This window comes from Pedobacter sp. MC2016-14 (assembly GCF_020991475.1).
Lineage (GTDB): Bacteria > Bacteroidota > Bacteroidia > Sphingobacteriales > Sphingobacteriaceae > Pedobacter.
In genome coordinates this window covers 520884-534669 of record NZ_JAJMPA010000002.1, presented here as the reverse complement: position 1 = coordinate 534669, position 13786 = coordinate 520884, and the positions used below count along the sequence as shown (strand labels likewise).

The 13786-nt window shown below is 39.8% G+C and carries 11 protein-coding genes; 6 read left to right on the top strand and 5 right to left on the bottom strand.

The window, feature by feature from the left end; translation table 11 throughout:
- Nucleotides 1-19: 19 nt before the first annotated feature.
- Together LPB86_RS14455 and LPB86_RS14450 are read right to left on the bottom strand one after the other, a co-directional pair.
- Nucleotides 20-613 carry a pentapeptide repeat-containing protein gene (locus LPB86_RS14455; RefSeq protein ID WP_230645148.1) on the bottom strand — a complete coding sequence of 198 codons (594 nt, stop codon included), beginning with the start codon at nt 611-613 and terminating at the stop codon, nt 20-22.
- 30 nt (nt 614-643) lie between these two features.
- Nucleotides 644-1036 carry a group III truncated hemoglobin gene (locus tag LPB86_RS14450; RefSeq protein ID WP_230645146.1) on the bottom strand — a complete coding sequence of 131 codons (393 nt, stop codon included), beginning with the start codon at nt 1034-1036 and terminating at the stop codon, nt 644-646.
- A gap of 124 nt (nt 1037-1160) precedes the next feature.
- Here LPB86_RS14450 and efp point away from each other — a divergent pair, with 124 nt between their 5' ends.
- On the top strand, nt 1161-1724 hold the full coding sequence (efp, locus tag LPB86_RS14445; protein ID WP_230645144.1) for an elongation factor P: 564 nt from the start codon (nt 1161-1163) through the stop codon (nt 1722-1724).
- 31 nt (nt 1725-1755) lie between these two features.
- Nucleotides 1756-2577 carry a class I SAM-dependent methyltransferase gene (locus LPB86_RS14440; protein ID WP_230645142.1) on the top strand — a complete coding sequence of 274 codons (822 nt, stop codon included), beginning with the start codon at nt 1756-1758 and terminating at the stop codon, nt 2575-2577.
- Nucleotides 2578-2585: 8 nt separating this feature from the next.
- On the opposite strand, the gene LPB86_RS14435 is transcribed toward LPB86_RS14440, so the two are convergent.
- The gene (locus LPB86_RS14435; protein ID WP_230645140.1) at nt 2586-4685 is read right to left on the bottom strand and encodes an FUSC family membrane protein; all 2100 of its coding nucleotides are present in this window, start codon (nt 4683-4685) and stop codon (nt 2586-2588) included.
- 118 nt (nt 4686-4803) lie between these two features.
- Between LPB86_RS14435 and LPB86_RS14430 the strand changes: the two genes are divergently transcribed.
- Complete coding sequence (locus LPB86_RS14430) at nt 4804-5022, top strand: hypothetical protein (protein WP_230645138.1); 219 nt, start codon at nt 4804-4806, stop codon at nt 5020-5022.
- A 58-nt stretch (nt 5023-5080) separates the two neighbouring features.
- Here the strand turns inward: LPB86_RS14430 and LPB86_RS14425 are convergent, their stop codons facing one another.
- Entirely contained in the window at nt 5081-7633 is a 2553-nt protein-coding gene (locus tag LPB86_RS14425) for an adenosylcobalamin-dependent ribonucleoside-diphosphate reductase (RefSeq protein WP_230645136.1), read from the bottom strand.
- Between the two features lie 325 nt (nt 7634-7958).
- Here LPB86_RS14425 and LPB86_RS14420 point away from each other — a divergent pair, with 325 nt between their 5' ends.
- Entirely contained in the window at nt 7959-10241 is a 2283-nt protein-coding gene (locus tag LPB86_RS14420; RefSeq protein WP_230645134.1) for a glycosyltransferase family 4 protein, read from the top strand.
- A gap of 7 nt (nt 10242-10248) precedes the next feature.
- Nucleotides 10249-11262, top strand: coding sequence for a glycosyltransferase family 4 protein (locus tag LPB86_RS14415; RefSeq protein ID WP_230645132.1), 1014 nt, complete (start codon nt 10249-10251; stop codon nt 11260-11262).
- Between the two features lie 4 nt (nt 11263-11266).
- Here LPB86_RS14415 and LPB86_RS14410 read toward each other — a convergent pair whose 3' ends face one another.
- Nucleotides 11267-12754, bottom strand: a complete 1488-nt coding sequence (locus tag LPB86_RS14410) for a glycoside hydrolase family 130 protein (protein WP_230645130.1) — start codon at nt 12752-12754, stop codon at nt 11267-11269.
- Nucleotides 12755-13147: 393 nt separating this feature from the next.
- Here LPB86_RS14410 and LPB86_RS14405 point away from each other — a divergent pair, with 393 nt between their 5' ends.
- A complete protein-coding gene (locus LPB86_RS14405) occupies nt 13148-13756 on the top strand; it encodes an outer membrane beta-barrel protein (RefSeq protein WP_230645128.1) in 609 nt (202 codons plus the stop codon).
- Nucleotides 13757-13786: the final 30 nt, after the last annotated feature.

Here is a 13786-nt window from a genome sequence, read left to right as displayed (position 1 = left end):
ACAAAAAGACAATCCAGCATCACTCACCATAATTGATATCCAGGTTATACCTATGCAGCAAGCCGGCAAGGTTTGTAACAGAGAATTTAGCCTGTTTAATTTGGTTTGCTGCAGGATCAATACTAAAATTACGGGCGGTGCAAAAATCGGCTTTCTCCAGTACAGACCTCACAAAGGTAGCCCCCGTAAGATCACAGTCACTAAATACAGCGGCTGTCAAATCTGCCGCTTCAAAATCTGTTTCCTTTAATGAGCAGGCTATAAATTTCGTTTTCCTGAGTTTGGTACCGTAAAATGTAGCATAATCTATATGACTGTTTTCAAACAAGAAGGAAAACAAAAACTTATTACATTTTGAAAAGTCTACGCCTAAAATCTTGCATCCTGTAAAAATTACATCTCTAAAACCTGCTCCTGTAACCACTGTAAGCGAGAAATTACACTGTTTAAAGTGGCAGTCGATAAAATCGTTATAACTTAAGTCGCTTTTTGAAAAATCGCAACCTATAAATTCACATTTAATAAACTCCCTGTTTTCCAAAGACTTTTCGGCATAATCAACATTTGAAAAGGTTTTATCCTGGTGTGTTAACGTTTCTTTCTTATTGGGCATACATCATAAATTCGTCCCGCAATCTACAATTTAAACGATAACCCTGCTGGCCCCGCCTTTCATATTTTGTAGTTTGCTTAAAAAAAGAGCGGCCATAAGTTGAGCTTTTACTTTGGTTAGCTCAGCAATTTCACCAGAAAAATGAGCATCAATAGTTTGATTAAACAGCAAGAGCCACCTGTCAAAATGCCGGGCCTCAATGGCAAGTGGGGCATGCCTGGCAAAGGGATTGCCTTTAAATCCTGGAACACCAAAAAGCACTGCATTCCAGAAACTATACATACGGTCTAAATGAGGTTGCCAGTTGCTAATGACCCCGTTAAAAACGGGCCCAATCAATTCGTCTTCTTGTACTTTTGTATAAAAATTATTGACAAAAAGGACGATATCTTCCAAACCGGCAATATCCTGTTTTAGTTCCATGCCCTAATTTACAAAAAATAAAGAATGGTTTGGTAGAAACTTGAGATATATCTTAACACATAAGACTTTAAAAACTCGAAAAAGCGCATATCTTTGGGCTCAAATTTTACAATTAAAATCTTTTATGGCAAAAGCATCTGAAATTAAAGTCGGAAATATTTTACGTTTCAACAGCGAATTGGTAACAGTTATTGAGATCCTGCACCGCACACCAGGTAAAGGAGGCGCTTTTTACCTTGGCAAATGGCGCAACATTAAAACTGGAAAAATTGTGGAGGCCCGTTTGGCAACCGATGAGCAGGTTGAAATTTGCCGTGTAGACACCAATGATTTTCAGTATCTTTACGAAGAAGGTGATTACTTCATTGTAATGGACAACAATACTTTTGATCAGTTCAACATCCCTAAAGCATTGTTTGGACCTTCTGCAAAATTCTTAAAAGAAGGTATGGATGTAATCGTTTCGTTTGAAAGTGAAGAACCTATTATGGCACAAGCACCAAATTTTGTAGAGTTGGAAATTACCTATGCAGAACCCGCAGTTAAAGGCGATACTTCTTCAGGGGCACAGAAATACGCAAGTACCGAAAATGGTATAGAGATTAAGGTTCCTTTGTTTGTAAACGTAGGCGACAAAATTAAAATAGATACCCGTACTGGTGAGTATGTAGAGCGCGTTAAAGCTTAAAAAAAATTACAGCCAGCTTTCATCAATTTTTATGGGATTAATTGCCTCAGAAATTTCCAGTTTCTACACACAAAGTGAAGAAGAATCCAGGTTGAAACTGGGTCTGGGACCTCTTGAATTTGAAAGAAATAAAGACCTGATTTCCCGCTACCTCCCTGCTGCAAGCGGTACCATTGCAGATGTAGGTGGCGGGCCAGGCCATTATGCCAGCTGGCTTTCTACATTTGGCCATCAGGTGGTTTTGATAGATCCAGTTGCCAAACACATACAACAGGCCGAAAAACGATCTAAGCAATCTAAATTTAAGTTTCAAAGTTTTTTAGGCGAGGCCCGTACTTTGCCTTTGGCAGACCAGTCTGCAGACCTGGTGATTCTTCATGGCCCATTATATCATTTACAAAAACTGGATGAACGTATTGCCGCATTAAAGGAGGCAAGCCGTGTTTTAAAACCCGGGGGAACCATACTTGGCTTCGCCATCAACAAAGCCGCTTCTACAGTTGCTGCCTTACAGAGTGGCATGATTCACCTTCCCGAAGTCTTTGACATGTGCAAAAAGGAATTATTAAGCGGTGAGCACCAGCCACCTGCAGCATTTCCGGGAATGCTTGCACAAGCATTTTTTCACAGCCCAAGCTCCCTCCTAAGCGAGTTTAAACTAGCCGGGCTTCATCCATTGGCACTTTTTGCGGTAGAAGGAATGGCATGGATGGACAATAAGTATTTTGAAAGTTGGGCTACACCGGCTAAGAGGCAGCGTTTACTTGAGCTACTCAAACTTACAGAAGCAGATCAGGAATTACTCTGCTTTAGTCCGCACATGATGCTTGCCGCCAAAGCCGCACTTATTTAAAGCCCGGTTTATTTCTTTTTAAACTGAGCTTCCAATTGGGCAGACAGGCTGAGTAAATAATCCAGCTGATGAGGAAAGTCACGGTAAATGTACTGCCCTGACGGCGGTTCATCAATCAAGTCAGCTTCCAGGCAGTTATTCAAATTATTCATAACCTGTACGGCCAGTTGCTCATTTTCCTGCTTTTGCAACTCCACAGCGGCAGACAACTGCAATGAGGTGATGACAGCATTGATCCGAAAGATTAAGGTTTGAACAGCACGCATGGCAATAAGGTTTACATGCTTACTTTTAGGCTCAAAAGTGGTAAATGCGAGTGCTTCAGAAAAACGGGCCAATTTTAAATGTGCATTTTTACGGGCCAGGCCACATTTACTCATGTTGGCTTCTTCTCCATTTATCCATGCAAGCACTTCTTTTAAATACATTACATTGGCTTCAATATTACTTGCAATTAAGGTTTTTAGCTGACTGTTTTCCCAGATCGGAAACAGATAGACATTTAAAAAAGCGATGGCACAACCTGCAACAGTAAAATAAACCCGCTCTGTGATAATATGGTCTGTATGTCCATGGTATAAAGTTAAACACAGCATTACGGCAGGTGTGATACACATTACACTAATGCTATACCGGATTCGGTTAAACGCAAAAAAACCAAACAGCATTATGGCTGCTATGATCAGCAAGAGGATAGGATCGGATATGAGCCATAGCAGCAGTAAACCAACAATAAGGCCGGCAAAGGTGCCAGATAAACGCTCCTTATTTCTTTTCCAGGTGATGGCAAACCTGGGCCGGGCTACAATAACAATGGTAAGGAGAATCCAATAGCTATAGTTACTTTGAGGGAACAGCAGGATTACAGCATATCCGAGTAAAAAGGATATGGCCAGGCGGAGAGAAAACCGGAAAGTAGCCGATTTTAAAGACAGGTGCTGTTTAAACAAGCTAAAATTAACCCGCTGCTGCGACAAGAAAAGCGCATAGGCCGCAGGATCATTTTGAGGACTTAACTGCGACCTGGTTTTTAGTTTCTCTTCCCGAATTTGCTGGATATACCTGGCAATTTCTTCCATATTCTCAATAATCCTGAACAGGATAGTGGCGTTAACTTTATCTTCCTGCTGAGCAATTTGCTGAAGAACATGCTGAATTTTATTAAATTCTGCCAGGCGACTAAATTTATATTTAGAAGCAGAAGAGTTGAGAAACACCCTACCCAACTGTTCCAGGCTCTCTGCAAGGATTTTGATGAGTTGCTCTATGTGTGGCAGGCTTTCTGAGGGTTTAAGTGTTTGCCTGATAAAGTTATAATCATAGTGAATTGCCGTTACTTGTTCATACAGTCCAATCACGCTTTGTGCAACAAGCAGCAGCCGTTGACCCTTTAAGTTCGAGGGCTTCATGGCTGTTTTATCACTCAGGAGCAGATTCCTCACCAGATCTTGTTTTTCGCTCACAGCAATATGCAATCCAATACCTTCCTGATAGCATTCTTCCAGTGGGATTTGAGGATTGTAACATTTGGCTTTAGCCTGAAGGTAAAATGCGGTACTGTTGATACATTCAAAAATAGCATGGTGCAGCGACCTGTATGGCCAAAGGGTAATCTGGATAAAGCTGATAAGATAATACCACAATGCCCCGATGAGGATATAAAAACTAAATAACAGCGGTGCATCTGGATGCAGACCAAGTGTAAAAGTACTTAAAATGATGGCCATGGTACCACTGAGCCCTGCCCTGCTACCAAAAACAGACAACATGGAAAGTAAAAAAGTAAGCACAAAAAATGCTGTTGCCGTAAGCCATGGCTTTCCGATTGCCGAAGAGATGATTAGGGCCGTTAGAAAGAAAACCAGGATACTTAAGCCTCCCGTACCAAATTTGTCTCTTTTATTTCCGGGAAGGTCTGTTAAACTAATAAGCAAAGTCCCTACACCTATGCCTATGGCAGCTTTAGGGTTACCAACCATGAAGAGCAGTGTAATAGGAAGAACTATTGTGATGGTATTGCGCAGTGCATCAGTAACATACTCACCTGTAAAAAAGTTAAGCAGCCTTAGCTTAAGCCAGGTCCATCTCACTGTGCCGTAGTTACCCATTAAGCTGATTTATGAATAGATTTGTTAATGCGTCAAAGTTATTAAAAAAAAATGCTTTTAGTTGGGTTACCTTTTATAGGCAGCTGTATTAAGTAGTAAATATTAAAACATAAACAAAATGAAAAACGTATTCAAATTTGGCTTTTTAGCTTTAGCAATCTCTTTATCAGTAGCAGCTTGTAACTCTGAGAAAAAAGAAGCAGGTGCAGATTCAACTTTAACTGATTCTTCAGCTATCGTTACTGACACTACTGCTGTTGATACTACTGTTACTGACTCAACTGTAAAAGATACTGCCGTTAAAGTTGAAACTACTACTACTGAAGTTAAACACTAATTTAACCTTTACGGTATATAAAAATGGCTGCCTCCTATTTGGAAGCAGCCATTTTTTATTAGCCACATTTTGAAGATCCGCAATCTGTACAAGTTAGGCAGCCTTCCTGATAATGCAGATTTGTAGAGTTACAATTCTCACATTTTTGCTTTTTTGTTTCCGTTCCGTCCGGTACATATCTTTTTAAGGCACGGGCGACACCATTTTTCCAGGTATTGATAGATTCATCAAGCTGCAGACTATTGATCAGGTCTACCACTTTTTCAATCGGCATGCTATGCCTCAATGTACTTGAAATTAGCTTTGCATAATTCCAATATTCCGGATTAAACTTATAAGATAAGCCCTCAATGGTTGTTTTGTGTCCACGCTTGTTCTTGTACTGAAAATCATAACGCGAGCCACCATCAGCTTCTCTGTTTTTTATGATTACGCCATCATTAACCCACCTGGGGATCAGGATGCCATCTTCATCATCTGCAAAACCGGTAAAAATTTCATATGGTTTTCCGTCAATCAATCCGATAAAGGCAATCCATTTGTCTTTACTGTTTTGAAAGCGTACCACATCTGCTTCCAGCACAGCAGGTCGAGTAGTAGGAAACACAAGTTCCACTGTTTCTTCAGGCTCTGGTTTAGTTTCCGTATTTGCGATAAGCACACCCGAACGTGAGCCGTCTCTGTAAACGGTAACTCCTTTACAACCCGCTTTCCAGGCAGCCATATACAATTCTCCAACCACCTCTTCGGTTACATCAGCCGGCATATTAATGGTTACACTGATGGAGTGATCAATCCATTTCTGAATCTCGCCCTGCATTTCTACTTTTTTCAAATAATCAACATCATTAGAGGTAGATTTATAATAAGGCGATTGTACTACAAGATCATCAAGCTCTTTTTGGGTATAATTTCTACTGATGTCATGGCCATTTACCTCCATCCATTGTTTAAATCGGTGGTGAAACACCACATACTCTTCCCAGGAATCGCCAACTTCATCTACAAAATCTACCCTTGCATCCTTATCATTAGGGTTTACCTTTCTTCTTCTTTTATAAACCGGCATAAAAACTGGTTCTATACCCGAACTGGTTTGCGACATTAAACTGGTAGTACCTGTTGGTGCAATGGTAAGCAAGGCAATATTCCTTCTTCCATATTCAAGCATGTCATTGTAAAGTGAGGCATCAGCATCTTTAAGGCGTAAAATGAATGGATTATTTTTTTCTCGTTCTGCATCAAAAATAGCGAAGGCACCCCTTTCTTTAGCGGCAGTTACAGATGCCCGGTAAGCCTCCACAGCAATGGTTTTATGAATTTCAACGGCAAATGCAGAACCTTCATCACTACCATAACGTAAACCCATAGCAGCAAGTAAATCACCTTCTGCGGTGATGCCGATACCAGTTCTACGACCTTCATTTGCTTTGGTGCGGATATTGATCCAGAGATTTTTCTCCGTACGTTTCAGTTCTTCGCTTTCAGGGTCCTGCGCAATTTTCTCTAAAATGGCATCTATTTTCTCCAGTTCCAGGTCAATGATATCATCCATAATCCGCTGAGCAGCATGAATGTGTTTTCTAAACAATTCCCAATTAAAATAGGCCTTTTTTGTAAATGGTGCCTCTACGTAAGAAAACAAGTTTATAGCGAGCAAGCGGCAGGAGTCGTAAGGACAAAGCGGAATTTCACCACAGGGATTGGTAGATACCGTTTTATAGCCAAGATCTTCATAACAATCTGGCACTGATTCCCGGATTACTGTATCCCAGAATAGAATACCCGGTTCTGCGGAACGCCAGGCATTGTGTACAATTTTTTTCCAGAGGGCAACGGGATTGATCTTCTTTTTGTAAACAGGTTCAGCACTGCCCACCGGGTATTGCTGCTGATAAACATCACCGGCCTCTACAGCCCTCATAAAAGCATCATCTATACGAACAGAAACATTTGCACCGGTAACCTTTCCCTGCTCCATTTTTGCATCAATAAAATCTTCGGCATCCGGATGTTTTATAGCCACAGAAAGCATCAAAGCACCTCTTCTCCCATCCTGTGCCACCTCTCTTGTGGAGTTTGAAAACCGCTCCATGAAAGGAACAATTCCGGTAGAAGTAAGTGCTGAATTTTTAACCGGAGAACCTTTTGGCCTGATGTGCGACAAATCATGTCCCACGCCACCACGCCTTTTCATCAGCTGAACCTGTTCCTGGTCAATCTTCATGATGCCTCCGTAAGAATCAGAATCACCATCGTTACCGATAACAAAACAATTGCTCAGAGAAGCTACCTGATAAGGATTACCAATACCAGTCATTGGGCTCCCCTGGGGAATGATGTATTTAAAATCTTTGATCAGATCAAAAACCTCATCTTCGGAAAGCGGATTCGGATACCGCAACTCTACACGCGCAATTTCAGCTGCTATGCGGTGATGCATATCTTCTGGACTACCTTCATAAATATTCCCGAAAGAATCTTTTAATGCATATTTATTTACCCAAACCCTTGCCGCAAGATCATCGCCCTTAAAATAATCAAGTGACTTTTTATAGGCTTCATCAGAAGTGAATATTTTGCTTTCTACGTCAGGATTTTCAATTTTCATATGCTTTAAAATTAGTTTTATCAGATATTTTAGAACAATTCAAAACTACAAATTTGAAAACTTAAAGCCTAATCATAAAAATAAAGTTTCATTTTATTATTTATAAAAAACTATATAACAGCAAATTAATAATTTACATAACTTTAAATGTTTACAAAAATAGGATAAACTAAAAAACAAAAAATCCTAATCTATGCAATTTTAAACTCTAACTTGCCGCAGGTAAAAAAATTCCAGAATTTATCCGGAACTGAACAATTAGCATAAAAATTTGTTATCTATTTAAAGCTTTACAAGAATCCTAATTTAAGAACCATTTTACCACATGAAAATAGCTTACATCTCCTCCTATCCGCCGCGCGAATGTGGCATTGCAACTTTCAACAACAACTTACTCCGGGCTATTGGTCATGATAAAGCTACTGTATCCGAAGATAGTTTTGTAGTGGCAATGAACGACTCGGACAGTATTAACACGTATGAGTACCCTAAAGAAGTAGAATACATTATACGACAGGAGAATCAGAAAGATTACATCAGGGGCGCCGACTACATTAACACCAGTCTTGCAGATGCATGTATACTTGAACATGAGTTCGGAATTTTTGGAGGTGAATGCGGGGTATACATCCTGCCTTTACTGGCGAGACTAAAAAAACCGCTCATTACCATTTTCCATACCATATTAAAAGACCCCAGCTACATGCAGCTCACCATTATCCGTGAGATTGCCAAACATTCTTCAAGAATTATAGTGATGAGCCATAGAGCTGTTGGCTTTTTAACCAGTATTTATGGAATAGATTACTCCAAAATACAGCTGATAGAACATGGTGTACCAGATTTGGAAGCCAAAAGAAACAATCCTGTAAAACAGTCTTTGCCTTTTAAAAACAGAAGAGTACTGTTCACTTTTGGACTAATTGGACGAAATAAAGGGTTGGAAACAATGATTGAGGCTTTACCCGCCATTGTAAAAAATCATCCTGACGTAATGTACGTTATCCTGGGTACTACACACCCCGGCGTAATCCGGAATTCGGGAGAGGAATACCGCGACAGCTTAAAACGTCTGGCCCAAAAACTTGATGTAGAAAGAAACCTCACTTTTATCAATAAATTTGTTTCGGAAGAAGAACTTTTCGATTACCTGACAGCTTGTGATGTTTACGTTACCCCCTATTTAAATGAAGCGCAAATTACAAGTGGCACATTATCTTATGCGGTTGGTGCGGGTGCAGCGGTGGTATCTACCCCTTATTGGCATGCGCAGGAGCTACTTGCAGACAACCGCGGCCGCTTATTTGACTTTAGGGATGCTAATGCCCTGGCCGAAAACATTAATGAACTGCTGGACGACAACGGTAAATTAAAAGAACTAAAAGCCAATGCCTATGAATATGGTTTGCATTTACGCTGGCCTATGACCGGGCAGGTTTTTATTGATGTATTGGAAGAAGCCATTTCTAAATACCTAATAGAGATGGAAAAAGCCGGAAAGCAGATTATAGACCCGGATATGATGCCTGCATTTAGCCTGGCACATATTCAAAGGCTAACAGATGATACCGGAATTGTACAGCATGCTAAATACGGCATCCCCAACCTTAAAGAAGGCTATTGCCTTGATGACAATGCGAGAGCTTTAATACTGGCAATTTTAGCTTACCAGCAAAATAAAAGCAAGGTTGCACTGGATCTTTTACCGATTTACCTCAGCTATATTCAATATATGCAGCTAGACAACGGTAATTTCCGCAACTTCCTTAGTTTTAACCGGAACTACCTGGATGAAGTAGGCTCAGAAGATTCATTTGGCCGCACCATTTGGTCATTAGGTTACCTCATTAGCAATGCGCCCAACAATTCTTACCGTGAGTTTGGCACCGATCTTTTCCTTAAGTCAGTACCACACTTTAGAGCCCTGAAACACTTGAGGGGAATTGGAAACACAATGATCGGGCTTTCTAAATATATGGAAGCACACCCTTATGATGAGCACATCAGGGCGCAAATGGACATGCTTGTTATCCCATTAAAAGATGCTTATAAAACCAATAAAATTGGTTCATGGCATTGGTTTGAAGAGAAAATGACCTATGATAACGGAATATTGCCTTTGGCATTATTCTCTTACTACGAGGTGAGCCAGGACAAGGAAGCACTGGATATTGCATTAGAAAGCATGGAATTCCTTACCCAAAAAACATTGATACATGGCTACTTAAATCCTGTAGGCAATGATGGCTGGTTGTACCGCGACGGTGGAGACATGGCCTTATACGATCAGCAAGCGATAGAGACTATGGCCATGGTACTGATGTACTTTAAAGCTTATCTGATTACAAAGGACCTGGTTTACATTAAACAAATGAACCTAAGCTATCAGTGGTTTTTAGGAGAAAACAGTCTACGGGTACCATTATACGATCATGAAACCAAAGGCTGTGGAGATGGGCTACAAGAATACGGCGTAAACCGCAACCAGGGTGCAGAAAGCACATTGGCTTATTGGATTTCGCACCTGATGGTATTACAGGCATTGGAATCGGAATATCAATACATTCAAAGCAGCGAATTGACAGCTATGCAAAAAGAAGCTATTTAATTCATTTATGAGTTTAAAAATAGCTGTATTGTCTACCGTGGCGTGGAGAACCCCTCCGCGCCACTACGGTCCCTGGGAGCAAATGGCTTCAAACCTAACAGAGAGATTGGTAAAAGCGGGGCATGAGGTAACGCTTTTTGCAACCGGCGACTCGTTAACGAAGGCCAAACTTGACTCGGTAATAGAAAGTGGTTACGAAGAAAACCGAAATCAGGATGCAAAGGTGATAGAATGTTTGCACATCAGCAACCTGATGGAAAAGTCAAATCAGTTTGATATCATACACAATCATTTTGATTTTTTGCCTTTAAGCTTTTCAGCTCTCATTAAAACACCCGTAATTACCACCATCCACGGCTTCTCTTCCGAAAAAATTATTCCTGTTTATCAAAAATACAATAAGAGCAGCAGTTATGTATCTATTAGTGATGCCAACCGACATCCAAACCTTAACTACCTGGCAACAGTGTACAATGGCATAGAGACAGATGAGTTTCAGTTTAACCATACACCCGCAGATTACCTACTTTTTTTTGGCAGAATCCACCCTGATAAAGGCACCGCGGAAGCCATTGAAATTGCCCGGCAATGTGGTCGTAAACTAATCATTGCAGGAATTATACAAGATGAGGCCTACTATAGAGAACGAATACAACCGCAGCTGGATGAAAATATTGTTTTTACAGGTTCTGCAGGTCCGGAAGAGAGAAACAAGCTCTTATCAAATGCTTCTGCGTTGTTACATCCCATCAATTTTGACGAGCCATTTGGCCTGAGCGTTGCGGAGGCCATGATTTGCGGAACGCCTGTAATTGCGTTTAACAGAGGCTCAATGCCAGAGCTCATTCAATCTGGCAAAACGGGTTTCCTTGTTCAGGATACCCATGAGGCTGTTGAAGCGGTAAAGGAATTACCCAATATCAACAGACAATACTGTTCTGACTGGGCGATTGGTAAATTTTCAGCAAAAAAAATGGCAGATGACTATGTAGCCCTCTACCATAAAATTTTAAACTTTTAAGTGCCTATTCGTTTACAATAGGAATGGGTGCATTGGAGTTCTTAAGCTTATCCAGCAACAATTGCAGGTCTACCGTAGCAAATGAAGAACAATAATCTGATAGTCCATAAGGAATAATAAGGGTATTGTTATGAATGATTGAACCGCATGAATACAATACGTTGGGCACATAGCCTTCACGCTCATCTGTATTTGGAATGAGCAAAGGCTCACTTAAACGACCTATTTCTATTGAAGGATCTTCAAGATCCAGCAAGCTAGCACCAAGGCAATACCTGCGCATAGGACCAACCCCATGCGTAATAATTAACCAGCCATCTTTGGTCTCGATAGGCGATCCACAATTACCAATTTGTATAAACTCCCATGAAAACTGAGGTTGCTGTAATTTAACGGGCTTATCCCAAACGGTAATCTTATCTGAATACATCAGGTAGTTGTTCCAGCCATCAATCCGGGACATCATTGCATATCTACCCTTAATTTTTCGGGGAAACAAGGCCAGGTTCTTGTTCTGGGCACCTGTACCATGCAAAGGACTGATTTTAAAATCGTAAAAATCTGTAGTTTGTAAAAGCTTAGGCATAATCATAGCCCCGTCAAAAGCAGTATAGGTTGCGTAATAGATAATAGAACCATCATCCTTTACAAATTTTACAAACCTGGCATCCTCTATTCCTTTTCTTTCAAATTCCGAAATCGGGAAAATTACACGATCTGAAATATCGGTATCTCTTGAAAAACTGATTTCATGATAAGTATCTGATAACCAAAGTACCTTATCGTACTCCAGTTTCATAATATCATCTTCCTGAAGGTTCTTAGAATCAAGGATCAATCGCCTTAATACAGTATAATCAAACTTATCCTGCAGCTTATCCCCTACCTCATTTACGATCCTGGTATCAATATTAGATTCAATGGCTTTCTTTAAAAAAAGCTTCTTGTTGTATACAGCATTCTTAATGATTTCTGCCTCATCAATATAATTACCTGCAGGCATAACCGTAATGTTATTGAACCGGTCTATTAGTGCACGACGGAAAACCACTGAAGAAATATGACCTTCACCGACTGCCCTAAAGCTTATAATAACGCGTTTTTCACCTTCTACCAAATCCGACTGATCCGGATCATCCACAATAGAGGGATTAAAAAAGGCAGCAGATTCAATTGAGTATTCATGTGTAAAATAAGATCCTATCAGCAGTCTTTGATATTTGTCGAGGGATTCATAATCAACCTCTATCTGATCCATACAAGGCTTTATCCGCTTGCAGTTGCGCGCAAGGATTTTGGTGATATTTCGGTGTCTTTTAGAATACTCCTGCAAAAGCGGAGATATGATACTAAAAACTTCCTGATCAGACAACTCCAATACCTTTTTAATCACCTCTTTGGCGCGCTCTTCTCCATTAAAGAAAAATCTGGCAATAACGCGTTTGGGATCTGGATATACTTTTACTGGTTTTCGCTCTATTGATAATCTCATAAGGTTATAACAACTAAAGACATATATTGATTTATGAAAATAAGGATATTTTTTTAATTATGTTAAAGAAATCTTCTCCTCGATGATTTCGGCAATTTACACCTGTACTGACAAAAAACGCATCCACAATACTGACAAATTCGCAAAAAAAGTCAAAGTGTCTGTGTTATCAAAAAGTTAATTTAATAAGAATTTAATGCTATTGTCAGCTCAAAATAATAAGCTGATTTTTTCAAAAACTCATTTTACTATCAATTAGCAAGTTAAGAAAAAGTGTGTTTTTTGGCACGCTGACCCAGATACACTTTGGCACTGACATTGACTATATGACAACAATGGTCAGAAAATAAAACCAAAAGAGCATTGACCAGATTTAAATTAAATCATAAAAAAATGAAAAAATTAGTATTATCATTACTTGCAGTTTCTGCAATTGCATTTACTACTCAGGCACAAACTGAAAAAGGAAATTTTGTTGTTGGTGGAACCGTTCAGTACCAATCAGAAAAAGTAGATGGAGCAAATAAAGCAGACAAAACTTTTCAAATTGTTCCTAGTGTAGGTTATTTTGTGGCTAACAATATTGCTGTGGGTACCGGAATTGGATACCAATATGCAAAAGATTATACAACTGTTGCATCTGTTCAAACCAGCGCTTTTGTAGTAAGTCCTTTTGCACGTGCCTACAAAGGTGTGAGTGATCAGTTTAAATTCTTTGGCCAGTTGTCAGTACCAATGTCATTTGGCAATAATAAAGTTGGCGATGTTAATGGTGACAACATGACCAAGACTGGCAAAAACAACACTATAGGTATTGCTTTATCTCCAGGTTTTGCTTTCTTTCCAACTAAAAGTTTCGGTATTGAGTTTGCTGTTCAAGGCATTAGCTATAACGACAATAAGTTAGAAAATGCAAATGGTGACAAAATCAGCGGAAGCAAAGATTTTAACATCGGCGCGGACTTCTTTGCACCAAAAATTGGTGTTCAGTTCTATTTCTAAAAATAGATACTCGTAAAAAAGGGCGGCCTT

Bases quoted from the DNA above. Each gene is read 5' to 3' on its own strand.
- LPB86_RS14455 (WP_230645148.1), bottom strand. From the start codon at position 613: ATGCCCAATAAGAAAGAAACGTTAACACACCAGGATAAAACCTTTTCA.
- LPB86_RS14450 (WP_230645146.1), bottom strand. From the start codon at position 1,036: ATGGAACTAAAACAGGATATTGCCGGTTTGGAAGATATCGTCCTTTTT.
- efp (WP_230645144.1), top strand. From the start codon at position 1,161: ATGGCAAAAGCATCTGAAATTAAAGTCGGAAATATTTTACGTTTCAAC.
- LPB86_RS14440 (WP_230645142.1), top strand. From the start codon at position 1,756: ATGGGATTAATTGCCTCAGAAATTTCCAGTTTCTACACACAAAGTGAA.
- LPB86_RS14435 (WP_230645140.1), bottom strand. From the start codon at position 4,685: ATGGGTAACTACGGCACAGTGAGATGGACCTGGCTTAAGCTAAGGCTG.
- LPB86_RS14430 (WP_230645138.1), top strand. From the start codon at position 4,804: ATGAAAAACGTATTCAAATTTGGCTTTTTAGCTTTAGCAATCTCTTTA.
- LPB86_RS14425 (WP_230645136.1), bottom strand. From the start codon at position 7,633: ATGAAAATTGAAAATCCTGACGTAGAAAGCAAAATATTCACTTCTGAT.
- LPB86_RS14420 (WP_230645134.1), top strand. From the start codon at position 7,959: ATGAAAATAGCTTACATCTCCTCCTATCCGCCGCGCGAATGTGGCATT.
- LPB86_RS14415 (WP_230645132.1), top strand. From the start codon at position 10,249: ATGAGTTTAAAAATAGCTGTATTGTCTACCGTGGCGTGGAGAACCCCT.
- LPB86_RS14410 (WP_230645130.1), bottom strand. From the start codon at position 12,754: ATGAGATTATCAATAGAGCGAAAACCAGTAAAAGTATATCCAGATCCC.
- LPB86_RS14405 (WP_230645128.1), top strand. From the start codon at position 13,148: ATGAAAAAATTAGTATTATCATTACTTGCAGTTTCTGCAATTGCATTT.